Origin of the sequence: Shewanella denitrificans OS217, assembly GCF_000013765.1 — a bacterium.
In the GTDB taxonomy this organism is placed as follows: domain Bacteria; phylum Pseudomonadota; class Gammaproteobacteria; order Enterobacterales; family Shewanellaceae; genus Shewanella; species Shewanella denitrificans.
On record NC_007954.1, the window covers coordinates 20,920 to 44,251 of the forward strand.

General features: G+C 46.6%; 22 protein-coding genes and 1 rRNA gene. 15 read left to right on the forward strand and 8 right to left on the reverse strand.

Annotated elements, in window-relative coordinates; genetic code table 11:
- Positions 1-4: 4 nt before the first annotated feature.
- Positions 5-2,155, reverse strand: a complete 2,151-nt coding sequence (fadB, locus tag SDEN_RS00075) for a fatty acid oxidation complex subunit alpha FadB (protein WP_011494481.1) — start codon at positions 2,153-2,155, stop codon at positions 5-7.
- 226 nt (positions 2,156-2,381) lie between these two features.
- On the opposite strand from fadB, the gene pepQ reads away from it, so the two are divergent.
- From pepQ to hemG, 4 genes are all read left to right on the forward strand, one after another.
- A complete protein-coding gene (gene pepQ / locus SDEN_RS00080; protein ID WP_011494482.1) occupies positions 2,382-3,704 on the forward strand; it encodes a Xaa-Pro dipeptidase in 1,323 nt (440 codons plus the stop codon).
- Positions 3,705-3,712: 8 nt separating this feature from the next.
- A complete protein-coding gene (locus SDEN_RS00085) occupies positions 3,713-4,327 on the forward strand; it encodes a YigZ family protein (RefSeq protein WP_041405922.1) in 615 nt (204 codons plus the stop codon).
- Positions 4,328-4,392: 65 nt separating this feature from the next.
- On the forward strand, positions 4,393-5,850 hold the full coding sequence (locus SDEN_RS00090; RefSeq protein WP_011494484.1) for a TrkH family potassium uptake protein: 1,458 nt from the start codon (positions 4,393-4,395) through the stop codon (positions 5,848-5,850).
- Entirely contained in the window at positions 5,850-6,377 is a 528-nt protein-coding gene (hemG, locus tag SDEN_RS00095) for a menaquinone-dependent protoporphyrinogen IX dehydrogenase (protein ID WP_011494485.1), read from the forward strand. Before SDEN_RS00090 ends, hemG begins: the two co-directional genes overlap by 1 nt.
- 4 nt (positions 6,378-6,381) lie before the next feature.
- On the opposite strand, the gene SDEN_RS00100 is transcribed toward hemG, so the two are convergent.
- Genes SDEN_RS00100 through def form a run of 5 tightly spaced genes read right to left on the reverse strand, consistent with a single transcriptional unit; the run spans position 6,382 to position 10,892 of the window.
- Positions 6,382-6,687 (reverse strand): ArsR/SmtB family transcription factor, encoded by a 306-nt coding sequence (locus tag SDEN_RS00100; RefSeq protein ID WP_011494486.1) that lies wholly within the window; start codon positions 6,685-6,687, stop codon positions 6,382-6,384.
- Positions 6,688-6,702: 15 nt separating this feature from the next.
- Entirely contained in the window at positions 6,703-8,112 is a 1,410-nt protein-coding gene (gene trkA / locus SDEN_RS00105; protein ID WP_011494487.1) for a Trk system potassium transporter TrkA, read from the reverse strand.
- Between the two features lie 18 nt (positions 8,113-8,130).
- The gene (gene rsmB, locus SDEN_RS00110) at positions 8,131-9,414 is read right to left on the reverse strand and encodes a 16S rRNA (cytosine(967)-C(5))-methyltransferase RsmB (protein ID WP_041405923.1); all 1,284 of its coding nucleotides are present in this window, start codon (positions 9,412-9,414) and stop codon (positions 8,131-8,133) included.
- Positions 9,414-10,373 carry a methionyl-tRNA formyltransferase gene (gene fmt / locus SDEN_RS00115; protein ID WP_011494489.1) on the reverse strand — a complete coding sequence of 320 codons (960 nt, stop codon included), beginning with the start codon at positions 10,371-10,373 and terminating at the stop codon, positions 9,414-9,416. Before fmt ends, rsmB begins: the two co-directional genes overlap by 1 nt.
- Before the next feature lie 6 nt (positions 10,374-10,379).
- Positions 10,380-10,892, reverse strand: a complete 513-nt coding sequence (gene def, locus SDEN_RS00120; protein WP_011494490.1) for a peptide deformylase — start codon at positions 10,890-10,892, stop codon at positions 10,380-10,382.
- A gap of 125 nt (positions 10,893-11,017) precedes the next feature.
- On the opposite strand from def, the gene SDEN_RS00125 reads away from it, so the two are divergent.
- The 6 genes from SDEN_RS00125 to hemF all read left to right on the forward strand — a co-directional run bounded on the left by SDEN_RS00125 (position 11,018) and on the right by hemF (position 15,952).
- Positions 11,018-12,127: a LysM peptidoglycan-binding domain-containing protein gene (locus tag SDEN_RS00125; protein ID WP_011494491.1), complete on the forward strand. Its 1,110-nt coding sequence runs from the start codon at positions 11,018-11,020 to the stop codon at positions 12,125-12,127.
- Positions 12,128-12,210: 83 nt separating this feature from the next.
- A complete protein-coding gene (gene dprA / locus SDEN_RS00130; protein ID WP_041405924.1) occupies positions 12,211-13,227 on the forward strand; it encodes a DNA-processing protein DprA in 1,017 nt (338 codons plus the stop codon).
- Between the two features lie 2 nt (positions 13,228-13,229).
- Positions 13,230-13,703: a DUF494 family protein gene (locus SDEN_RS00135; protein ID WP_011494493.1), complete on the forward strand. Its 474-nt coding sequence runs from the start codon at positions 13,230-13,232 to the stop codon at positions 13,701-13,703.
- Positions 13,704-13,785: 82 nt separating this feature from the next.
- A complete protein-coding gene (locus SDEN_RS00140) occupies positions 13,786-14,349 on the forward strand; it encodes a DNA topoisomerase family protein (protein ID WP_011494494.1) in 564 nt (187 codons plus the stop codon).
- A gap of 108 nt (positions 14,350-14,457) precedes the next feature.
- Positions 14,458-15,024, forward strand: coding sequence for an L-threonylcarbamoyladenylate synthase (locus SDEN_RS00145; protein WP_011494495.1), 567 nt, complete (start codon positions 14,458-14,460; stop codon positions 15,022-15,024).
- A 10-nt stretch (positions 15,025-15,034) separates the two neighbouring features.
- The gene (gene hemF, locus SDEN_RS00150; RefSeq protein ID WP_011494496.1) at positions 15,035-15,952 is read left to right on the forward strand and encodes an oxygen-dependent coproporphyrinogen oxidase; all 918 of its coding nucleotides are present in this window, start codon (positions 15,035-15,037) and stop codon (positions 15,950-15,952) included.
- Positions 15,953-15,959: 7 nt separating this feature from the next.
- Here hemF and SDEN_RS00155 read toward each other — a convergent pair whose 3' ends face one another.
- Positions 15,960-16,394, reverse strand: a complete 435-nt coding sequence (locus SDEN_RS00155) for a group II truncated hemoglobin (protein ID WP_041405925.1) — start codon at positions 16,392-16,394, stop codon at positions 15,960-15,962.
- 211 nt (positions 16,395-16,605) lie between these two features.
- Between SDEN_RS00155 and SDEN_RS00160 the strand changes: the two genes are divergently transcribed.
- From SDEN_RS00160 to SDEN_RS00175, 4 genes are read left to right on the forward strand one after another with little or no spacing between them, the layout of a single operon-like run.
- Positions 16,606-18,000, forward strand: coding sequence for an amidohydrolase (locus SDEN_RS00160; RefSeq protein ID WP_011494498.1), 1,395 nt, complete (start codon positions 16,606-16,608; stop codon positions 17,998-18,000).
- Positions 18,001-18,017: 17 nt separating this feature from the next.
- On the forward strand, positions 18,018-19,310 hold the full coding sequence (locus tag SDEN_RS00165) for an amidohydrolase family protein (RefSeq protein WP_011494499.1): 1,293 nt from the start codon (positions 18,018-18,020) through the stop codon (positions 19,308-19,310).
- Positions 19,311-19,357: 47 nt separating this feature from the next.
- Complete coding sequence (gene aroE, locus SDEN_RS00170; RefSeq protein WP_011494500.1) at positions 19,358-20,179, forward strand: shikimate dehydrogenase; 822 nt, start codon at positions 19,358-19,360, stop codon at positions 20,177-20,179.
- A gap of 35 nt (positions 20,180-20,214) precedes the next feature.
- Entirely contained in the window at positions 20,215-20,481 is a 267-nt protein-coding gene (locus SDEN_RS00175; RefSeq protein WP_011494501.1) for a DUF1488 domain-containing protein, read from the forward strand.
- Positions 20,482-20,545: 64 nt separating this feature from the next.
- On the opposite strand, the gene SDEN_RS00180 is transcribed toward SDEN_RS00175, so the two are convergent.
- Positions 20,546-21,100: a gamma carbonic anhydrase family protein gene (locus SDEN_RS00180; RefSeq protein ID WP_011494502.1), complete on the reverse strand. Its 555-nt coding sequence runs from the start codon at positions 21,098-21,100 to the stop codon at positions 20,546-20,548.
- Between the two features lie 567 nt (positions 21,101-21,667).
- On the opposite strand from SDEN_RS00180, the gene SDEN_RS00185 reads away from it, so the two are divergent.
- A 16S ribosomal RNA gene (locus tag SDEN_RS00185) occupies positions 21,668-23,212 on the forward strand.
- Positions 23,213-23,332: the final 120 nt, after the last annotated feature.

Sequence of the window (23,332 nt, forward strand, 5' to 3'; positions counted from 1 at the left end):
TGAATTAGGCTTGGTAGTAGCTACCGTTATTGGCTGCAAGTTCACGCATCGCATCAGTCACTTGATATAAGCCACCTAAATGTGCGTATTTGTCTGCCAGAGCGACGAAGTTTGCTACGCCCATGGTATCTATATAACGGAATACACCACCACGGAATGGTGGGAAACCTAGACCGTAAACCAGACCCATATCGCCTTCAGCAGGAGAAGCTATGATGCCTTCTTCTAAGCAACGTACTGTTTCAATGATCATAGGGATCATACAACGGGCAATAATGTCATCCGCTTCAAATGCTTTTAATTCACCAAAAGCTGCACCTAATAACTGGTAGCTAGTGGCATCGATATCTTTCTTCGGTTTGCCACGACGGTCAACAGAGTAAGCATAGAAACCTTTTGAGTTTTTCTGCCCTAAGCGTTTGTTTTCAAACATTATATCAATCGCGTCAGTGCCATTTTTACCCATGCGGTCAGGGAAGCCTTCAGCCATTACCGCTTGTGCATGATGACCCGTATCAAGGCCAACCACATCAAGTAAATATGCTGGGCCCATTGGCCAACCGAACTGTTTTTCCATGACTTTATCGACAGCGGCAAAGTCAGCGCCATCGGCAAGCAGACCATTGAAACCAGCAAAGTAGGGGAATAACACGCGGTTAACGAAGAAGCCTGGACAATCGTTAACGACGATTGGCGTCTTGCCCATTTTGCTGGCATAGGCCACAACAGAGGCGATGGTCTCTTCTGAGCTGTGCTCACCACGGATGATTTCAACTAATGGCATTTTATGCACTGGGTTAAAGAAGTGCATGCCGCAGAAGCGTTCAGGCTTCTTAAGGCTTTTGGCTAATAAATTGATAGAAATCGTCGAAGTGTTAGAGGCGATGATGGCATCTTCTGCGACATAATCTTCAACTTCTGCCAGTACTGTAGCCTTCACTTTTGGATGCTCAACTACTGCTTCAACCACAATGTCGCTATGCTTAATGGCAGCGTAGTCCAATGATGGAGTAATGTTGTTAAGTACCTTGGCCATTTTTTCTGGTGTTGAACGACCACGAGCCACTTGGGTGGCTAAAATCTTAGCGGCTTCATTCAAACCTAATTCTAGGGCTGGCTGGGCAATGTCTTTCATTACTATTGGTGTGCCTTTGCTGGCGCTCTGGTAAGCGATACCGCCGCCCATGATACCTGCACCCAATACCGCAGCACTATTAACGTCTTTTGCTAGCTTGCCGGCTTTCTTAGCTTTGCCTTTAACGAATTGATCGTTTAAGAAAATACCGATTAAAGCCGTAGCTACTTCGGTTTTAGCGAGCTTGATGAAGGCGAGGTTTTCAACTTTTAATGCACCGGCTCTGTCTAACGTTGCCGCTTGTTCTACAACACTGACAGCAGCCATAGGCGCCGGATAATGTTTACCAGCAACGGCATACACCATGCCTTTTGCCGTGGTGAAGGACATCATGGCTTCAAGTTTTGGCAGTGCTAATGGTGATTGCTTACGCTTACGGCGTGCTTGCCAGTCTAGCTTTTCAGCTAGGGCATCTTTAAGCATTTGTAGCGCAGCGGCTAATAAGTTTTCTGGTTCAACAACCGCATCGATGGCACCCACTTGCAGGGCATCATCTGGGCGTTGTTCTTTACCTGTGGTGATCCACTCTAGCGCGTTGTCAGCACCAATAACGCGAGGTAAGCGCACTGTGCCGCCAAATCCAGGAATGAGTCCCAGTTTGGTTTCAGGCAGACCGATGCGCGCATTGGTATCAGCAACACGGAAGTCTGTGGCTAAAATGGTTTCACAACCGCCACCCAGAGCAAAACCATTGATGGCGGAGATAGTCGGGAACGGCAGGTCTTCTAATTTATTGAACACGGCATTTGCTTGTTCAACCCAAGTGAGCAAGGTGGCATCATCTTGCTTAAATAGACCTAAAAATTCGGTGATGTCCGCACCCACGATAAAGGTGCTTTTTGCTGAGGTTAACACCAGCGCTTGTATGCTAGCGTTCTGTTTGATGCTGTCTAATGCAGCGTCTAGCGAGGCAAGAGTTTCTCTGTCGAATTTGTTAACCGAGCCAGGTGCGTTAAAGCACAGCTTGGCAATATTATCTTCAAGTAACTCAACCTGAATTGTGGGGCTTTGGTAGATCATTGCTTGCTTCCTTATTGCTAAAAAGCGACTTCCACATAGATACACAGTAGCTTGTTTTACAGCAGTGTCGGCCATCATTTGACCAGTTATACCCAGTGTGCGACTAAATGACAGAAATTACAACACCCAATTTAAACGGCCGTTTAATTTTTTATCGACTAGAGTGAAATTTCATCTTTGTGATAGACTCACTAGGTTTGCAAACCATTCACAGCAGGGAATAATCATGGATCAACTGGCTCATCACTTTAGTGAACATATTGTAGAACTTAATCGACGCGTTGCAGAGATTATTGCAAGAGAAAAACTATCGGGATTAGTGATCCATTCGGGGCAGCACCATAGGCAATTTTTGGATGATATGAATTATCCGTTCAAGGTGAATCCTCAGTTCAAAGCTTGGGTGCCCGTAATTGATAACCCTAACTGTTGGTTGATCGTTAATGGCCGTGACAAGCCCACCTTAGTCTTTTATCGTCCTGTGGATTTTTGGCATAAAGTCAGCGACGTCCCTGATGCCTTTTGGACTGAACATGTAGATATTAAATTGCTGACTAAGGCCGATAGGGTGGCGGAGTTTTTACCCAAAGACATCACCAATTGGGCTTATTTAGGCGAACATTTAGATGTTGCGGATGTATTAGGTTTCACGTCTCGCAATCCAGACGCTGTGATGAACTATTTGCATTATCACAGAGCGAGCAAGACTCAATATGAACTTGAGTGTATGCGTCAAGCCAATAAAATCGCCGTTAAAGGCCATCAAGCGGCTAAAAATGCCTTCTATAACGGTGGCAGCGAGTTTGAAATTCAGCAGCAATATCTGTCAAGTGTTGGCCAGACTGTAAACGAAGTGCCTTACGGTAATATTGTTGCCCTCAATCAAAACGCCGCGATTTTGCACTATACGGCGTTAGAGCACACTAAGCCTGCGCAGCGCTTGTCATTCTTATTGGATGCAGGGGCTAACTTTCATGGTTACGCTTCGGACATTACCCGAACCTATGCCTTTGAGAAAAATAGCTTTTGCGATCTTATCAGTGCATTAAATGCTGTTGAGCTTGCCATAATAGACAGAATAAAGCCTGGGGTTAAATACACAGACTTACATATAGAAACCCATCATCATATTGCTCAATTACTGCTGGATTTTAATCTGGCCACAGGCGATGCCGCAGGTTTGGTCGATCAGGGGATCACTAACGTATTCTTCCCCCATGGTTTGGGCCATATGCTTGGGCTGCAAGTGCACGACATGGGCGGTTATCTCCATGATGAGCGTGGCACTCATATTCCAGCACCAGAAGCACACCCTTATTTGCGCTGTACCCGAACATTAGAAGCCAATCAAGTGCTGACCATAGAGCCTGGTTTGTACATTATTGACTCTTTGCTGGACGAACTTAAGCAAGACAGTCGTAAGCAACAAATCAATTGGGACCAAGTCGCGCATTTTCGTCCCTTCGGCGGCATACGCATAGAAGACAATGTCATAGTGCATCAAGACAGAAATGAGAACATGACCCGTGAGTTTGGCCTGATTGATTGAGCCAAGGTTTGATTGAACAATATACAGTCCCATCACAGACCTTAGTCATTGAAGAGGAAATTAAGCACAGCCGCTTTATTTCCTTATTGTTTCATTGCCCAGATGCTGAGGTGATGAAGCAAGTGCTCGCCCAAGCGAAAATCGATTACCCCGGTGCCAGCCACTATTGTTATGCCTTTATCGCCGGCATGCCCAATAATACTGTGGATATGGGCTCGAGTGACGATGGTGAGCCTGCTGGCAGTGCAGGACGCCCTATGCTTGCCAGCTTACAGGGCGTCGAGTTAGGTGAAATCGGTGCTGTGGTGGTGCGCTACTTTGGCGGCACTAAGTTAGGTGTTGGCGGGTTGGTGAGGGCTTACTCTTCCGGTATCAAGCAAGGACTGAGCAAGCTAACGACTCAAGTTAAGTTTATCCGTAAAGCTGCCACGCTCAAATGCCACTACAATCAATTGGCGGACGTTGAGCATGTTATTCATAAATACCAAGGGGTGATTGTCGACAGACAATTTACAGAAACCATTGAGCTAGACTTTGAACTCGCCCTGAGTCATCAAGACAATTTTATTTTAGAATTGGCAGCCATGAGTCAAGGAAGTTTAATCCCTGAGTTTGCTGTTTGATGGGCTGCATATCTGTGCCAAAATGGCATTCTTATCCTAATTAACAAACTGACTGAAACTGATAAATGCAATATAAAACAATAATAAGGATCACAGGTTTGTTGATGGGGTTATTCTCTATCACTATGCTTCCGCCTGCATTAATTGCCGTATTTTACGGTGATGGCGGCGGTACAGCATTTATTAAGGCGTTTGTTGTCAGTATCTTGCTGGGATTAATGCTTTGGTACCCGAACCGTCATCAAAAAGCCGAATTAAGAACCCGCGAAGGCTTTCTCATTGTGGTGCTGTTTTGGACTGTACTGGGCTCCATTGGCGCCTTGCCGTTTATTTTCTCAAAGGTGCCAGATTTAAGCTGGACTGACAGCTTCTTTGAGTCTTTCTCTGCGCTGACGACCACTGGGGCTACCGTCATTGTTGGCCTAGATACCTTGCCCAAGGCTGTGCTGTTTTATCGCCACTTACTGCAATGGATGGGCGGCATGGGTATCATTGTGCTCGCTGTGGCTATCCTGCCACTGCTGGGTATTGGTGGTATGCAGTTGTATAAGGCCGAGGTGCCAGGGCCGGTGAAAGACAGTAAGATGACCCCGCGCATTGCCGAGACAGCCAAGGCCTTATGGTATATTTATTTATTGCTGACCGTGTCTTGTGCGACGGCATTCTATTTTGCGGGCATGAGTGTGTTTGACGCCATTTGTCATTCATTTTCCACCATAGCCATAGGTGGGTTTTCAACTCATGACGCGAGTATTGGTTACTTTAATAGCCCTATGATTAACACTATTTGCGCTGTGTTTTTGCTTATTGCTGCGGTGAATTTTAGTCTGCACTTTGCTGCATTCTCCTTGAGGGGCATTAATTTCAAGGTCTACTTTAAAGATACCGAATTTAAAGCTTTAATTGCTATCCAGCTGATATTAACCGCTATCTGCTTTGTGACTCTCTATTCCACTGGGGTTTACGACTCGCCTGAACAAACCTTAGATTATGCCTTCTTTCAGGTGGTTTCTATTTCTACCACCGCAGGATTTGGTACCGAGAGTTTCCATACTTGGCCACTGTTTTTGCCCATATTACTGATATTTTCAAGTTTCATTGGTGGTTGCGCCGGCTCTACGGGGGGCGGCATGAAGGTTATTCGACTTATCTTGTTGCTACTGCAGGGCTCACGTGAGTTAAAACGCTTGGTGCACCCTAAGGCCATGTATTCCATTAGGATCGCAGGTTCGGCCTTGCCGGACAGAATCATTGATGCGGTGTGGGGCTTTTTCTCGGCTTACGCCTTAGTGTTTGTTGTCTGCATGTTGGCCTTGATGATGATGGAAATGGATGCAATAACCGCCTTTAGTGCTACTGCGGCCAGCTTAAATAACTTAGGCCCAGGGCTAGGTGATGTGGCCAATAATTATGCCAGTATCAGTGATGGCGCCAAATGGGTGTTAGTCACGGCTATGTTATTTGGCCGCTTGGAAGTGTTCACCTTATTAGTGCTATTCACCCCGACATTCTGGAAAAACTAATGACTAAGACGTTACTCTTATATTCGACTGTGGATGGACAAACCTTGGCAATTTGCCAGCGGATGCAAACGGTTATGACGCAGGCCGGTGAGCAGGTTGAATTGCTGAGCTTAAACGATTGTAGCGGCGACGCACTGACCCAAGTGGATAGAGTCTTGATTGGTGCTAGCATACGTTATGGCAAGCATAGGCCTGAGTTGTTGAGTTTTACTAACACGCATCAAGATTTACTCAACAGTAAAATGAATGGCTTTTTTACTGTTAATGTTGTCGCCAGAAAGCCGGAGAAAAACACCCCAGCAACAAACCCCTATATGATTAAGTTTTTACAGTTATCGGCTTGGCAGCCTAAGGTATTAGGCGTGTTTGCCGGTAAAATAGCCTATCCAAAATACGGCCCATTTGACCGTTTTATGATACGTTTTATCATGTGGATGACCAAAGGCCCGACGGACACCAAAGGGACATTTGAGTTTACCGATTGGAATAAGGTCGATGAGTTTGCCGGATCCTTTGTGAAGCAGTGAGGAGTTAACTACAGTAGCGTCGATGTAATATTGAAATAATGTCAGTGACTTCGGCGTTTTTAAGACTGTAATAGACTATCTGCGAACTCTTGCGTGTCGCCACTAAATCTTCTGTCCTCAATACGGCCAAGTGTTGGGAAAGTGCAGACTGGCTTAAGGGCACGGTTTCATTAAGCTCAGTAACGCTGAGCTCTTTATCTAGCAACAAGCACAAAATCATCAAACGATAAGGGTTGGCGATAGCCTTGAGCCACTTAGCTGCGGTTTGAGCATTGTTGAGCATGACGTCGACATCGATTTCTGGCTGCATCTTGGTCCCTTATCATTAAAAGAAAAACGCACTCGGCTGGAAAAGCTTTTCTACATCACTGATAAACTTCTTATTGACTAAGAATAAAATGACGTGGTCACCCTGTTCAATCACAGTTCTATCATGGCCCATCAAGACTTCATCATTACGTACTACCGCGCCTATAGTGGTGCCTGGCGGCAGCTTAATTTCACCAATTTGTTTGCCTATCACCTTAGAGGTGCTGGAATCACCGTGGGCGATGGCTTCAATCGCTTCAGCAGCCCCGCGGCGCAGTGAATAGACGTTACAGATATCACCTTGGCGGATATGAGTCAGTAGCGCAGAAATAGTGGCTTGCTGAGGTGAAATGGCGATGTCGATATTGGCTTCTTGTACTATGTCCACATAGGCTTCGCGTTGAATAAGTACCATGACTTTCTTGGCACCCATCCGCTTAGCGAGTAGCGCTGACATTATGTTGGCTTCATCGTCGTTGGTGACAGCAATAAACACATCGATTTGGTCGATATGCTCTTCCATTAACAGCTCTTGATCTGAGGCGTCACCGCAAAATACTGTGGTTTTCTCTAGCTTCTCAGACAGTGCTTCGGCGCGCTCTTGTCTGTGCTCGATTAACTTCACCGAATGATTGCGTTGCAGTTTTTTAGCTAGGCCAAAGCCGATATTACCACCGCCGGCGATCATAATATTGCGATAGGTACCATCGAGCTTTTGCATTTCGCTCATTACTGCACGGATATGACGGGTGTCAGCAAGGAAGAAGACTTCATCATCGGCTTCAATTACCGTGGTGCCCCTAGGCATAATGGGCCGGCCTTGACGGAAAATAGCCGCGACTCGGGTATCAATATTGGGCATGTGCTCACGCAGGGTCGCCAAGGCGTTACCCACGAGTGGACCACCATAATAGGCTTTTACCGCAACTAAACTTAACTTGCCTTCGGCAAATTGCAGCACCTGCAGCGCACCGGGGTACTCTACTAAGCGCTGGATATAATTAGTCACCAGTTGCTCGGGAGCAATTAACTCATCAATAACAAAGCCCCCTCGAGGTTTGGCATCGCTATTTTTTATCTCGCTATTGATGAATAATTTATCTTGAATATCTAGATAGGCTTCCGAGCGGATCCGGGCAATTTTGGTTGGGGTGCCAAACAAGGTGTAGGCAATTTGGCAGGCCGCCATATTACACTCATCGCTGTTGGTAACCGCAATCAACATGTCGGCATCTTCGGCGCCGGCATCTCTTAATACACTAGGGTGGGCGCCATGTCCCACGACTACACGCAAATCAAACTTGTCTTGCAAGATCCGCAGACGGTCTCTGTCGCTGTCCACTAAGGTGATGTCATTATTCTCACCGACTAAGTTTTCCGCTAAGGTTCCGCCAACTTGCCCTGCACCTAAAATGATGATTTTCATCTAGCCTGTGTATCCCTATTAGCGTGCTTTAACGAGACGAGCGTAGTAGAAGCCGTCCATATTGTCTTGTCCTGGCAAAATTTGCCAGCCGATATCAGCAGGGTTTTTCTGTTCACTGATGGCAACCAATGAAGCGTCAGCAGTGCGAGTTAAAAATGCATTGATTTGCTGGCTGTTTTCTTCTGGCAGAATTGAGCAGGTAGCGTAGAGCAAGGTACCACCCGGTTTTAACCATTGCCAACAGTGATCTAAAATTTGCATTTGCAGCGTGGCAAGTTCATCGATATCACTATTCTTGCGTAACCATTTGATATCTGGATGACGGCGAATCACCCCAGTTGCAGAGCAGGGGGCATCGAGCAAAATACGATCGAATTTGTCACCTTGCCACCAGCTATCAATATTGGCGGCATCACCATGAATAACCTGTGCTGTTAATTTTAATCTGTCTAGGTTTTGCTGTACTCGCTCAAGACGTTTTAGATCAAAATCCACCGCCGTCAGGCTAATGTTTGGGGCGATTTCTAACAGATGACAGGTCTTTCCACCCGGGGCGGCGCAGGCATCAAGCACAACTTCATTGGCTTGTGGGGCTAATAACGTCGCGGCCCATTGTGCGGCACCATCTTGAACCGACGCGCTACCTGACATAAAACCTGGCAGTTGCAGTACATCTGTGGGGCTCTCAAGCAAGATAGCATCTGGGCTTAAGCCTGCACTGGCTTCAATATTTTCATTGGTTAAGCTAGCGAGGTAGGCATCACGAGTTTGCACTAGGCGATTGTTGCGCAGCCACATAGGAGGGCGCTCATGGCTTTGTTCTATCACTTGCTGCCAATCCTGTGGATAAGCTTGCTGCAAGCGCTTAATTAACCATGCAGGGGTATTGTACTTTAAGGTGTCGGAGTCGGTATTGAGTTCAGGTTCTTGGCGCTGGATGTTTCTAAGTACGCCGTTGACCACCTTGACTAGACCATCGAATTTCAGTTGCCTGCAGGCTTCAGCAGTCTCAGATACCGCAGCATGGCTAGGGATACGGGTAAAATACAGCTGATAACACCCGACGAGCAGTAATTGATGCAGAATACGCTGCTTACCCTTGAAAGGTTTAGCTAAACAGTCGCTCACGCATTTATCTAGCTGAGGTAGTTGGCGCATCACGCCATAGCAAAGCTCGGCTAAAAGTGCTTTGTCTTTGCCATTTTGCACATGTTGCTGCTGCAAAGGTAAGGCTACCGAGAGTGAAAGACCTTTCTCGAGCACATCAAAAATAGCTTTGGCCGCTAAGGCACGCAAATTCATCATGAACTCGCCTCTGGCAGCAAGCTAAGGCCTTGAGCAAACCAATCGGCGCGAGAATTTAAAATGTCGGCAACCGCGAGTGGTTTTTTGTTCGGCAGCTGTATAATTTCTAGCTGCAAACTGCCTTCGGCGGTTGCGACTTCTATGCTGTGTTTATCTGCTTTGATAATGCTACCTGCAAGTGCGCTATTAGGCTGTGGATTATAGCTTGCCTGCCAGACTTTAATGGTGCTGTCTTGGTATTCAAAGTAACTCACAGGCCAGGGATTAAAGGCTCGGATTTCTTGCCATAACTGTTTGGCGCTCTTGTTCCAGTCGAGTCTTGCTTCTTCTTTGGAAAGTTTTTCTGCGTAGTTGGCTAATGCTGGGTCTTGTGGCTCACCTTTAAGCTTGCCTGCATTTAAGCCATCGAGTGCTTCGAGCAAGGCCTGGGGCCCTTGGACGGCTAACTTTTCATAGAGGCTCGCTGAGGTATCAGCGTCTTCGATAGGCAAGGAGGTTTTAAGTAACATATCGCCGGTATCGAGGCCGAGATCCATTTGCATTATGGTAACGCCAGTTTCTGTATCACCGGCCCAAAGTGCTCTTTGGATAGGCGCCGCGCCACGCCAACGAGGCAAGATAGAGCCATGAACGTTAATACAACCTAAGCGTGGGGTGTCTAATACTATCTGAGGTAAGATTAAGCCATAAGCCACCACCACCATGATGTCGGCATTCAGTGTGGCGAGCTCAGCTTGGGCTTCAACAGCCCTTAAGGAGGCGGGTTGAAACACCGGGATATCATGGCTCAAGGCTAGCTCTTTTACTGGGCTGGCACTGAGTTTTTTACCGCGCCCAGCCGGTCTGTCTGGCTGCGAGTAAACGGCAATGACATTGTGCTCAGAGTCGAGTAAGGCTTGTAAATGTCTAGCGGCAAAATCCGGTGTACCGGCAAAGATAATATTTAATGGTTTCATTGATGCTTAGTTGCCTTTTGCTTCTAATCGGGCTTCTTTTTCAAGCTTGGTCTTGATGCGCTGGCGCTTAAGTGGCGATAAATAATCCACGAACAACTTGCCTTTAAGGTGATCCATTTCATGCTGAATACAGATAGCAAATAACTCGTCGGCTTCCACTGTAAAGGGCTTGCCGTCTCTGTCTAAGGCTTTCAAAGTCACAAACTCGGCGCGATCCACTTTGGCATAGACGCCGGGTACGGATAAGCAACCTTCTTCGTTACTGAACTCGCCGCTCTTGGCGACTATCTCAGGATTGATGAATATTTTTGGGCGCTCAATGTCATCTTGCAGATCCATCACGATAAGCTGTTGATGAAAATCCACCTGAGAAGCGGCGAGTCCTATGCCTTTCTCTGCGTACATGGTTTCAATCATGCTGTCGATTTGGGCTTGTAGTTGCGGTCCGAAATCAGTTACAGGCACGGCAATCGTTCGTAAGCGTTCGTCTGGAAAGCGTAATACATTTAATAGTGGCATATATAAACTCGTAGAAATATGTCAATTTATAACCAGTTAACTATACTGGCTATTGCTAATAGGTTAATTTTAATCCCTACTGACTCTCAATAACAGCAAAAAGCTCTAATAAAGAGCTAAACAACATGGATGCCACCATGAAACGCATACTTTTATTACTATTTCTAACGTTGGGCGTGCCGCAATTACAGGCTGACACTTTGGTTTTAAAATCTGGGCATCCTGATACTTATGTGGTTAAAAAAGGCGATACCCTCTGGGATATCTCAGGGTATTTCTTAAATGACCCTTGGCGCTGGCCCACCTTGTGGGGTGTAAATCCTCATATCGCCAATCCCCATCTGATTTACCCTGGCGACCAATTGACCTTAGTATTTATTGATGGTCAACCTAGATTGGTGCGGAATAAAACCCTGCTCAAGAAGTCGGTAGAAGGTAGGGTTAAATCGAAGAATGCCGCTATCCCAGCGGTAGCGTTATCTTTGATACAGCCATATTTAGCCCAAAATCGTATTGTCGAGAAAGCCTGGTTAGAAGCTCTACCTATGGTACTTGGCGGCGAAAGCCCTTCTAAGCATCATATTGTTGGCGATATCGTCTATGTCGATACTAATATGCCACTCGGTGAGAAGGTTGCCATTTACGTTTCTGGCCGAGAGTTTTTTCAGGCGAGCACAAATGAATCCTTAGGGCAGGAGATTATCCTCAGCGCTAGCGGGCGAGTGGTGGAGTCTGGCGAAATCTCTAAAGTTAAATTGTTAACTAACCTACAGGAAACAAAAGTGGGTTTTAGGGTTGCACCTGTTGAAGATGAAGCCTTGATGTCGGCGCTGTTTATGCCTAAAGCGGCTCAACTGGCCGAACCCACAGAGGTACTTGCAATCGAGAAAGACATCCGCGAAGTGGGTAAGCTGGATGTGGTGTATCTGGACAGGGGCAAGGTCGATGGGGTTGAGCCTGGACATGTGTTTGCCATTTATCGCGATGGAGAGCGAGTGGTCATTGGCAAAGATGGCTTACCGGTGCGAGAAATCGACAGATCATCATACGATAACTTAGTGGCTAAGTTTTCCGATGACAGAGTCTATAAAGTCCCCGATGTTTTCAACGGTAATATTATGGTGTTCAAAGTGTTTGATAAAACAAGCATGGCACTGATTATGTCTAATGCTCATCCAGTGAGAGTTAAAGATAAGCTTATGACGCCAGATCCTAAGGCACTGCGGAGTTTTTAATTTCTGATAATTTGGTCGACTGGTTAATTGTTGCGGCTGTATCTGGGTTAGGGCCCACTCGGATCCAACAATTATTATCCCACATGGATGTGGGGGAGCTGAGGCAGCGCCTCGAACATGAAAAACACAGCTTGCCCTTACCCAGTCAAACCCTCGCTACCCTTCACGTTAATTTCCCCAAAGTCGAACAAGCACTCGCTTGGCTAGCATCAGCTGATAATCATCATATATTAACTCTCAGTGATGACCAATATCCAACGCTTTTAACGCAAATCAGTGACCCTCCTAGTGTGTTATTTATTAAGGGGGATATTCATAAACTGCTGTTACCTTCATTGGCGATTGTCGGTAGCCGCAACGCATCTCCCGCTGGGCTTGAAATTGCTCACACCTTAGCAGGGCAACTGGCGTATCAAGGTTTAGCCATTACCAGCGGTATGGCAACAGGCATAGACAGTGCGGCCCATAAGGGGGCACTTGCCCAAGGCGGCACTACAAACGCAGTCTTAGGCACAGGCATAGAACAAATTTACCCTAAACGGCATCTGGATTTATATCATCAAATTCAGCAATCAGGTTGTGTGCTTAGTGAGTATTGGCCAGATGTTAAAGCCTTCGCAGCAAACTTTCCACGGCGCAATCGAATCGTCAGTGGCTTGAGTGTGGGCACCTTAGTGGTGGAAGCGTGTCGTAAAAGTGGCTCGCTCATTAGTGCCCGGCTTGCTATGGAGCAAAACCGCGAAGTGTTTGCTGTTCCAGGCTCAGTGATCGGGGGTTATCATCAAGGTTGTCATGATTTAATTAAAAATGGGGCAAAGCTTGTTGAGTCTGCGGCCGATATAATGGAAGAATTAGTCAGTTTAATCGACTTTCACCTTGAAGATGTGTGTAGTCGTCACCATATACAAGCTGATAATAATTGTAATTTGCCATTTCCTCCGCTGTTAGCTAGTGTAGGATATGAGACCACAAGTATTGATGCTGTGGTTGAGCATAGTGGAAAAACGATAGATCTGGTGTTAGTGCAAATGCTTGAACTTGAGTTACAGGGTTGGGTGGCTGCGGTCCCCGGCGGTTACGTCAGACTAAAGAGGAGCTAGGTATGTTTGATATCCTCATGTATCTATTTGAAAACTATGTTCATAGTGAAATTGAGTTGTTAGTTGATGAAGATGAACTAACCAAAGAACTCACTCGGGCTGGTTTTCACCAAGCCGATATTTTAAAAGCGCTTTCTTGGCTTGAGCGTTTGGCTGATCTGCAAGAAAGTGACAAGCCATACCTTTGCAATCATGCTCAGCAGTCATTTCGTATCTATACCAAAGATGAAATGGCTAAATTAGATGTTGAGAGTCGTGGTTTTTTATTATTCCTTGAGCAAATCCAAGTGCTCAGCGTCGAGACCCGTGAAATGGTGATCGACAGAGTCATGGAATTAGATGAGGCTAGCCTTATCTTAGATGATCTTAAGTGGGTAATACTTATGGTACTATTTAACGTACCGGGTAATGAGTCTGCCTATGAACAGATGGAAGACTTAATCTTCGAGCAACCGGAAGGACGCTTACACTCTTAAATGAGATAAAATGAAAGGAGGCTTAGCCTCCTTTTTTGATCGCCAATCCAATATAAATAATGCTTAAGTAACAGAGAGTCCCATGTCTAAAATCGATCAACAGCTGTTTAATGCCCATGAACATGCGTTGGAAAAAGAGTATGAACAGTGCCCTAAGTGCGGCTGCGAGTTATCGATTAGGCACAGTAAACATGGTGGTTTTGTCGGCTGCAATAATTACCCAAGCTGTGATTATACAAGGCCCTTAGTACAACATGAGGCCATAGATACCCAATTGATTGCGGGCTCACAATGTCCGAAATGTGGCCATGAATTGGCGGTTAAATCTGGCAGATTCGGTATTTTTATCGGTTGTAGCCATTATCCTGAATGCAATCACATAGAAAAAACCGATCATAGTGTGGCTAAGGCGCCTATCGAGTGTCCTTCATGCCATAAAGGCCAACTTGAGTCGCGCACTAGCCGCTTCGGTAAAACTTTTTTCGCCTGCAATCATTACCCTAAGTGTAAATTCATTGTCAATTACCCGCCTCACGATGAAGCCTGCCCCGATTGTGGTTTTGGCATCTTGGTCGAACGAAAAGGCGCAGCGGGTTTACGCTTAGAATGTCCACAAAAGGCCTGCAAGTACAAACGGCCGATATAATTTGTTCTCACAAATGTTGAGATAAAGGTTATTTGTTCCCCATTCTAGAGCCTGTATAATCGTGGCTTACAGGCCCAACTCATCCATATTAGTGTTCAAGGAATCTTAATGCTGCAACTGTCCTCTACTCAAGTTACCCCTGTGATAGCTCAGGGTGGTGTTATCGCTTACCCTACGGAGGCGGTTTATGGTTTAGGTTGCGATCCTGATAACGACCAAGCCATAGAAAAGCTATTGGCAGTCAAACAGAGGCCTTGGCAGAAGGGGCTTATCTTAGTCGCCAGTTCTTTTGAGCAATTATTACCTTATGTCGATGTCGCTCAGTTAACTCAAGCTCAATTAGACTTTGCTCACAGCAAATGGCCAGGCCCCTTTACCTTCGTGATGCCGGTAAAGTCACACGTATCTAACAAATTGCGCGGCGAGTTTGACTCCATCGCGGTGCGCGTTTCGGCTCACCCCATAGTGCGTGAGCTGTGCGATAGCTTGAATAAGCCGCTCGTGTCCACCAGTGCTAACTTGGCAGGCCAAGATCCTGTGCTTACAAGTCGCCAAATATTGACTGACTTTGCTGATAAAATTGATGCACTCGTGTTAGGGGATTTAGGTCAACAAGCGCAACCTTCCACCATAATTGATGCCCGCAGCGGGCTAGTTTTACGTAACGGACAATAAAGGATTTTTAATGACAGGCCCCGATACCCATGCGGTCAAACAGTTTTTGTTGGCACTGCAAACGAATATTTGCGCTGAATTAGAACAACTCGATGGTGAAGCGAGCTTTAAGGCTGAATCATGGCAGCGCGCCGAAGGTGGCGGTGGTACCAGCCGAGTGTTAACTCAGGGTAAGTTGTTTGAGCAAGCTGGGGTAAATTTCTCCCATGTGAAAGGGGCGGCTATGCCAGCTTCTGCCACGGCCCACAGACCTGAACTGGCTGGACGCAGCTTTGAAGCCATGGGAGTGTCGTTAGTTATTCACCCTAATAACCCATACATACCAACGACTCATGCCAATGTGCGCTTCTTTATTGCCAGTAAAGAAGGTGCCGATCCTGTGTGGTGGTTTGGCGGTGGTTTCGATTTAACGCCTTATTATCCCTTCAAAGAGGATGTACTCAGTTGGCATCAGACGGCGGCAGACTTGTGTGCGCCTTTTGGTGAAGAGGTGTATCCCAAGTATAAGAAGTGGTGTGATGACTATTTCTTCTTGCCCCATAGAAACGAAACGCGTGGAGTGGGTGGATTATTTTTCGATGATCTCAATCAGGCGGGTTTTGAGCAGAGTTTTGCCTTTATGCGCGCCGTGGGTGAAGGCTTTATTCAAGCTTATGCGCCCATCGTTGAACGTCGTAAGGCGCTTAGCTTTGGTGAGCATGAGCGCCAGTTCCAATTATACCGCCGTGGCCGCTATGTGGAGTTCAATCTTGTCTATGACAGAGGTACACTGTTTGGTTTGCAAACCGGCGGTCGAACCGAGTCAATCTTGATGTCCATGCCGCCATTAGTGCGTTGGGAGTATGGTTTTACTCCGGCAGCCGGTTCAGTGGAAGCTGAATTGTATGAGGTATATTTAAAACCTCAAGATTGGTTGCAGCAGGCTTAATACAGCATTATTGATTGCGCATGTGATCGGCCAAGGTGGAAATAGCCTGAATAATCGCTTGGCGATGTTCAGGCTTTTTTATGTGTGTTTCAATGGCGGCTTGCATACAAGTCAGCCATTGATCGCGCATGGACTCATCGATAGCAAAGGGCATGTGCCTAGCTCTTAATGCTGGATTGCCATGTTTTCGCTGGTAAAGCTGCGGCCCACCGAGCCAACCGGATAAAAACTCATACAATTTTTGCTCTGACTCTGCTATCGGTGCCTTGTGGATGGCTAGTAGTGCCTGGGTATCCTCCCTTGTTTGCATCTGCTGATAAAACTCATGGGCAATCGCCTTTATCACCTTGTCGCCACCGATTAAGTCATAGGCATTGGATTGGCTGACATCTCTGTCATCATCGACCTTGGGGTTTGAAAATACTTTTTTAAGCCAATTCATCTCAGTTTTCATTTGTGGTGTTTCTATTGCGAGCATTATATCGTCTGCCTAGTCTTGGATGGCAAGTTTCCCTGTATTAACGTCATTTACTAAGACTTGAAAGAGGTCAGAACGGTTTTGTGTTAACTCTAAAAACTTTATATTTACAGTTAGATGCTGTTCTTTATCGTAAAACTTGGTTAGATTGGACAAAAATATAGGAGAAAAACATATGGCAGGTTCCGTGCCGTCATTGGTATTTGTTGCTGTTTCTGCGGCAATAGCATCTTGTACCTTAGTAGCTTGTGGTCCAGTTCAGCAAGCTCCTAAAGTGACCATCAATAAAAATCCTTATCCGAGCACCTATCAGGCTATGCCCAGTGACACCTTGTTACTGAAAAATGCCACAGTATTAACGGCAACGGGTCAAAAGTTAGAGAACACAGATGTGCTGGTGGTTGAAGGCCAAATAACGGCTATTGGCACCCAATTGGTCGCCACTGATGCATTGCAAGTGGATGCTAGCGGGAAATGGTTAACGCCAGGCATTATCGATGTGCACTCCCATCTTGGGGTGTATCCAAGCCCTGGGGTGGAGTCCCACAATGATGGCAATGAAATGACAGCGCCTGTCACCGCAGAAGTGTGGGCAGAGCACAGCGTTTGGCCGCAAGATCCTGGCTTTAACCGCGCCCGAGAAGGCGGCGTGACCACAATGCAGATACTACCAGGTTCAGCCAATCTTATTGGTGGTCGAGGGGTCACCTTAAAAAATGTGCCCACTCAGACCATGCAAGCAATGAAGTTTCCCGCCGCACCTTATGGCCTCAAGATGGCCTGTGGTGAGAACCCTAAGTCACTCTATGGCAGCCGTGAAACGCTTCCCATGACGCGAATGGGCAATATGGCCGGTTACCGACAAGCGTTTATCGAAGCCACTGAATATAAGCGCGCTTGGGATAGATATGAGACCGACTATAACTTAGGTAAAAATCCACAAGCACCGAAACGTGACTTGATGAAAGACACGCTCGTTGGCGTATTGGACGGTGACATTCTTATCCACAATCATTGCTATAAAGCCGAAGAAATGGCGATGATGATAGATTTGGGCAAAGAGTTTAATTATCACTCCGGCACCTTTCATCATGCGATTGAGGCGTACAAAATCGCCGATCTCTTGGCTCAAAACCAAAATTGTGCCGCCATGTGGCCAGATTGGTGGGGCTTTAAGATGGAAGCCTATGACATGGTGTTAGAGAATGTCGCCATGGTGGATGCGGTGAAAAACTCCTGCGCCATAGTGCATTCAGACTCTGCAGTGACGATTCAACGTTTGAATCAAGAAGCGGCTAAAATTCTCTATCGTGCTAATGAGCAAGGTTTCAAGCTTAAAGAAGAAGATGCTATTGCTTGGATAACCATAAATGCTGCTAAATCCTTAGGCATTAATGCCAAAACAGGCTCGATAGAAGTGGGTAAGAATGCCGATCTGGTCTTATGGGACAATAATCCGTTTAGTGTTTATGCCTTGGCTGAACAAGTGTTTATTGATGGCGCCAAGGTCTATGATCGCAAAGATCCAGCCTATCAGGCACAGAGCGATTTTATGCTTGGGCAAGAGTAGGCGAATAGGGAAGTAAGATGAAAACAAATAAAAGATTAGCATTGAGTATCGCCTGCGCCTTGTTGTTCACAGGTTCACTGTCGGCGCAAACCTTAGCCATCAAAAACGCCACAGTACATACCGCGACAGCCCAAGGTGTGCTAACTGGGGCCACGGTATTAATTGAAGATAATAAAATTATCAAAATTAACCCAAAAGAGTATCAGGCAGATGCAGAGTTTGATGCAGAAGGAAAGATATTAACTCCAGGTTTTATTGGCTCAATGAATCCGCTAGGACTCGTCGAAATAGGCATGGTGGGTTCGGCCAATGACAGTGCAGACAAGAAAGCCAGCATTAATTTCGATCCCAGCCTAGGTTTTAACCCTAAGGCCAGCACTATAGCTTTTGCTAGAAAAGGCGGCGTGACCACTAACCTGGTGGTCAGCAGCGCCAGTGAAAGTATATTTGCCGGACAAGGGTTTGTGGTCTCCTTATCGGGAGAGTGGGATAGCATGATTTCTGCCCAAGGTCCGTTAGTGGTTAACTTGGGGGCTAAAGATGAAGGCTCACGAGCCATGTCACTGCAGGAGCTTGCTGAACAATTAGACGATGCTCAAAAGGCACAAATTAAGGCGAATAACAAAGCCAGTGCTAAACATAAAAAAGACGATAGTGACGAAGATGAGCCAAGCCGAGATCAGCTGGTATTAATCGAGTTACTAAAAGGCAACAAAACTTTGATTGCAGAAGCCCATCGCGGCAGTGATATTTTAGCGTTACTTAAGTTAAAGCAACAATATCAGTTGAAACTCGTGATAAGTGGCGCCGCCGACGCAGTGTTAGTGGCGCAGCAGCTGGTGGATGCCCAAGTGCCAGTCATTATCAATGCCATGGACAATCTGCCAGACAGCTTCGATTCGCTTAATAATGCCATGAATAATGCGGCTAAGCTTAATCAGGCGGGGGTTAAGATAATCTTAGCAATACCGGGGGATAGTCATGGACTTTATGGTTTGCGTTTCACAGCAGGCAATGCCGTGGCTAATGGCTTACCCGCTGAAGCGGCCTTAAAAGCACTGACGGCTAATGTCGCCGATGTGTTTCAGCTAAATTCTGGCCGAATTGAGGTGGGTAAAGATGCTAATTTAGTGCTTTGGAGTGGCGATCCATTCGAATACAGTACTCGTGTGGAAAAATTATGGATAGACGGCAAGGAGCAGCAACTTGAAAGCCGTCAGGATAAATTGCGTGACCGCTACATGAGTCAGTCAATTCTGCCAAAAGCGTATAATCAAGGCGGAGCGGCTAGGGTAAGTCGTGAGCCATAGAATAAACAGTCGCAGAATATGTTAAACGCAAACCATAGAGTAACGAAATGACAGATAAGTATGCCGTCTTTGGCAACCCCATAGCCCAAAGTAAATCGCCCATGATCCACACTGAGTTTGCCAAACAGACTCAGCAAAACATGAGCTATTCGGCAGTGCTGGCTCCTGTGGAAGGGTTTGCAGCCAGTATTAAGTCATTTTTTGCCTCTGGTGGTCGTGGGGCCAACGTCACAGCACCATTTAAAGAGCAAGCTTTTAGCTTGTGTGATGAGCTCAGTGAATTAGCGCAACTCGCGGGGGCGGTGAACACCTTAGTGCGTTTAGAAGATGGTAGGCTCAGGGGGGACAATACCGATGGTCTAGGTTTAGTCGCCGATATTGAGCGGCGATTGACTTCGCTCAAGGATAAACGGGTCCTGCTAGTGGGAGCGGGCGGCGCTGCAAGAGGGTGTATATTACCTCTGCTACAGGCGGGTGTTGCTCAGCTCGATATCACTAACCGCACTCATGACAAAGCTCTGCAGTTAGCTCAGTTATTTAGTCGCTATGGCAATATCAAGGCGCTAACGCTTACAGAGCTTGCTTCTGGCTATGACGTCATTATTAATTCAAGCTCAGCAGGCTTAACAGGCCAACTTATTAGCTTGCCGAGCACGATTATTGATGGCACTACTTATTGCTATGATATGAGCTATGGCAGTGATACGACCCTGTTTAATCAATGGGCCCTGTCAGCGGGTGCTTGCCATTGCTGTGATGGTTTGGGGATGTTAGTCGGTCAGGCGGCGCAAAGTTTTTATTTATGGCGAAATGTCCATCCAGATGCCACTACTGTGATGCAACAGCTGCGTGATGCACTGGGTCGTTAACTCGTCATTTAATCGATAGCTAATTGAGATAGCCAATGAATCAAAGTGTGATCTTCACCGACCTTATAGATGTAACAGATGCAGGCGTCAGTTTTTATGCTCAGCTGCAAGGACAAAACATCACTTGTTGTATCAGCTTTAGTCAATTGGGCGTATTGGCCCAAGAGGTCAACTGTCATGCGGCTAATGCTAAGGTGCTATTTGAACAATACCGTTTCGATATAGAAGATTGGGCTGAGTCGCTAATTGCTCAAGAGGCTTTTAATGAACAAGGTGCAATTTTATTAACGAGTAAGCAGTAGAGATAACAATGGACGGTGTGTGACCGCCCATCGTTTAGGTATAAAGATAGCTTAGCTAGAAGCGTTAATCTGAGCGAGAGGCTAAATCAGCAAGGTACTCATTCTTAAGTACCACATAGTTTTCGGCAGACTGTGGTAAAAAAGCCAGTTCTGCAGCAGTAAGCGGGCGCGACTGTTTACAAGGGCTACCGACATAGAGGTAGCCGCTTTGCAGTACCTTATTAGGAGGCACAAGCGACCCAGCCCCTAGAATGACATCATCCTCAATGACAGCGCCATCCAGTATGATAGCGCCCATGCCAATTAGAATTCGATGACCTAGCTGACAGCCGTGTAACATCGCCTTATGACCAATAGTGACATCATCACCGATAATAAGTGGGTGACCATCAGGTTTGGCCGCTGACTTACGAGTAACATGCAAAATACAACCATCTTGCACATTAGAGCGCTTACCGATACGGATATGATTAACATCACCACGGGCGGCAACTAAAGGCCAAACACTTGAATCCACATCTAAATGGATATCACCCACTAATATAGCTGCAGAATCAACATAAGTACCCTCAGCTAAAGTGGGGCAGATGCCTTGATAAGTACGTAAATGGCTCGACATAGAGAATCCTAAATAAAGTGTTTTGCTAAGTATAAGGCTTTATCAAGCTAAGATCTGGATAAAAAATAGCTAAAAATATGGCTTTCAGTTCAAAAAGACAACAAACAGCAAGAAAACAACAATTATCTATAAAAAGCCCTTGCGTAAAAATCTAAGCTCCCTATAATGCGCAACCACTGACACGGCAAGCGGCTCACGCCAATGACGAGTCAGTTTGGAGGCTTCAAATTGAATCCTTCAAAGCGAAAAGAAAGTTTGAAAAAACACTTGACGCTGACAACGGATTGCGTAGAATACGCAGCCCAAGCCAACGACCTAGCGTCTAACGGCGGTGTCTGAAAAATCGACATCAAGTTCTTTAACAATACGAACAAGAAATCTGTGTGGACACTCACAGGTATTGAGTTATTCGACAATTATTTAAATCAGTTTAACTGCTTTAGATAATCAAAAAATTTAAACTCAATGCAACAAAGAGTGTTCATAGAAATATGTACATAGAACACATCGAAAGATGAGTTCGAATCAGAATTCATTGAGCCGAAACCTTCGGGTTTCAAAAAACTTTAATTGAAGAGTTTGATCATGGCTCAGATTGAACGCTGGCGGCAGGCCTAACACATGCAAGTCGAGCGGCAGCGGGAAGGTAGTTTACTACCTTTGCCGGCGAGCGGCGGACGGGTGAGTAATGCCTAGGGATCTGCCCAGTCGTGGGGGATAACAGTTGGAAACGACTGCTAATACCGCATACGCCCTACGGGGGAAAGGAGGGGACCTTCGGGCCTTTCGCGATTGGATGAACCTAGGTGGGATTAGCTAGTTGGTGAGGTAATGGCTCACCAAGGCGACGATCCCTAGCTGGTCTGAGAGGATGATCAGCCACACTGGAACTGAGACACGGTCCAGACTCCTACGGGAGGCAGCAGTGGGGAATATTGCACAATGGGGGAAACCCTGATGCAGCCATGCCGCGTGTGTGAAGAAGGCCTTCGGGTTGTAAAGCACTTTCAGTCAGGAGGAAAGGTAGCGTGTTAATAGCACGTTACTGTGACGTTACTGACAGAAGAAGGACCGGCTAACTCCGTGCCAGCAGCCGCGGTAATACGGAGGGTCCGAGCGTTAATCGGAATTACTGGGCGTAAAGCGTGCGCAGGCGGTTTGTTAAGCCAGATGTGAAAGCCCCGGGCTCAACCTGGGAATTGCATTTGGAACTGGCGAACTAGAGTCTTGTAGAGGGAGGTAGAATTTCAGGTGTAGCGGTGAAATGCGTAGATATCTGAAGGAATACCGGTGGCGAAGGCGGCCTCCTGGACAAAGACTGACGCTCATGCACGAAAGCGTGGGGAGCAAACAGGATTAGATACCCTGGTAGTCCACGCCGTAAACGATGTCTACTCGGAGTTTGGTGCCTTGAGCACTGGGCTCCCAAGCTAACGCATTAAGTAGACCGCCTGGGGAGTACGGCCGCAAGGTTAAAACTCAAATGAATTGACGGGGGCCCGCACAAGCGGTGGAGCATGTGGTTTAATTCGATGCAACGCGAAGAACCTTACCTACTCTTGACATCCACAGAAGCCAGCAGAGATGCAGGTGTGCCTTCGGGAACTGTGAGACAGGTGCTGCATGGCTGTCGTCAGCTCGTGTTGTGAAATGTTGGGTTAAGTCCCGCAACGAGCGCAACCCCTATCCTTATTTGCCAGCACGTAATGGTGGGAACTCTAGGGAGACTGCCGGTGATAAACCGGAGGAAGGTGGGGACGACGTCAAGTCATCATGGCCCTTACGAGTAGGGCTACACACGTGCTACAATGGCGAGTACAGAGGGTTGCAAAGCCGCGAGGTGGAGCTAATCTCACAAAGCTCGTCGTAGTCCGGATCGGAGTCTGCAACTCGACTCCGTGAAGTCGGAATCGCTAGTAATCGTGAATCAGAATGTCACGGTGAATACGTTCCCGGGCCTTGTACACACCGCCCGTCACACCATGGGAGTGGGCTGCAAAAGAAGTGGGTAGTCTAACCTTCGGGAGGACGCTCACCACTTTGTGGTTCATGACTGGGGTGAAGTCGTAACAAGGTAGCCCTAGGGGAACCTGGGGCTGGATCACCTCCTTACCTATACGACTAACTCATACCTGAAAGTGAGAAATCACCTTGAGTGTTCACACAGATTACTTGTTAACCTTCTTTGGAAGGGTAGAGTGAAACACACCGCGAGCCGGTTAAGTGTTGTTC

Excerpts from the sequence above, each read along its gene's own strand:
- fadB (WP_011494481.1), bottom strand. The coding sequence starts at position 2,155 with ATGATCTACCAAAGCCCCACAATTCAGGTTGAGTTACTTGAAGATAAT.
- pepQ (WP_011494482.1), top strand. The coding sequence starts at position 2,382 with ATGGATCAACTGGCTCATCACTTTAGTGAACATATTGTAGAACTTAAT.
- SDEN_RS00090 (WP_011494484.1), top strand. The coding sequence starts at position 4,393 with ATGCAATATAAAACAATAATAAGGATCACAGGTTTGTTGATGGGGTTA.
- hemG (WP_011494485.1), top strand. The coding sequence starts at position 5,850 with ATGACTAAGACGTTACTCTTATATTCGACTGTGGATGGACAAACCTTG.
- SDEN_RS00100 (WP_011494486.1), bottom strand. The coding sequence starts at position 6,687 with ATGCAGCCAGAAATCGATGTCGACGTCATGCTCAACAATGCTCAAACC.
- trkA (WP_011494487.1), bottom strand. The coding sequence starts at position 8,112 with ATGAAAATCATCATTTTAGGTGCAGGGCAAGTTGGCGGAACCTTAGCG.
- rsmB (WP_041405923.1), bottom strand. The coding sequence starts at position 9,414 with ATGAATTTGCGTGCCTTAGCGGCCAAAGCTATTTTTGATGTGCTCGAG.
- fmt (WP_011494489.1), bottom strand. The coding sequence starts at position 10,373 with ATGAAACCATTAAATATTATCTTTGCCGGTACACCGGATTTTGCCGCT.
- def (WP_011494490.1), bottom strand. The coding sequence starts at position 10,892 with ATGCCACTATTAAATGTATTACGCTTTCCAGACGAACGCTTACGAACG.
- SDEN_RS00125 (WP_011494491.1), top strand. The coding sequence starts at position 11,018 with ATGGATGCCACCATGAAACGCATACTTTTATTACTATTTCTAACGTTG.
- dprA (WP_041405924.1), top strand. The coding sequence starts at position 12,211 with ATGGATGTGGGGGAGCTGAGGCAGCGCCTCGAACATGAAAAACACAGC.
- SDEN_RS00135 (WP_011494493.1), top strand. The coding sequence starts at position 13,230 with ATGTTTGATATCCTCATGTATCTATTTGAAAACTATGTTCATAGTGAA.
- SDEN_RS00140 (WP_011494494.1), top strand. The coding sequence starts at position 13,786 with ATGTCTAAAATCGATCAACAGCTGTTTAATGCCCATGAACATGCGTTG.
- SDEN_RS00145 (WP_011494495.1), top strand. The coding sequence starts at position 14,458 with ATGCTGCAACTGTCCTCTACTCAAGTTACCCCTGTGATAGCTCAGGGT.
- hemF (WP_011494496.1), top strand. The coding sequence starts at position 15,035 with ATGACAGGCCCCGATACCCATGCGGTCAAACAGTTTTTGTTGGCACTG.
- SDEN_RS00155 (WP_041405925.1), bottom strand. The coding sequence starts at position 16,394 with ATGAATTGGCTTAAAAAAGTATTTTCAAACCCCAAGGTCGATGATGAC.
- SDEN_RS00160 (WP_011494498.1), top strand. The coding sequence starts at position 16,606 with ATGGCAGGTTCCGTGCCGTCATTGGTATTTGTTGCTGTTTCTGCGGCA.
- SDEN_RS00165 (WP_011494499.1), top strand. The coding sequence starts at position 18,018 with ATGAAAACAAATAAAAGATTAGCATTGAGTATCGCCTGCGCCTTGTTG.
- aroE (WP_011494500.1), top strand. The coding sequence starts at position 19,358 with ATGACAGATAAGTATGCCGTCTTTGGCAACCCCATAGCCCAAAGTAAA.
- SDEN_RS00175 (WP_011494501.1), top strand. The coding sequence starts at position 20,215 with ATGAATCAAAGTGTGATCTTCACCGACCTTATAGATGTAACAGATGCA.
- SDEN_RS00180 (WP_011494502.1), bottom strand. The coding sequence starts at position 21,100 with ATGTCGAGCCATTTACGTACTTATCAAGGCATCTGCCCCACTTTAGCT.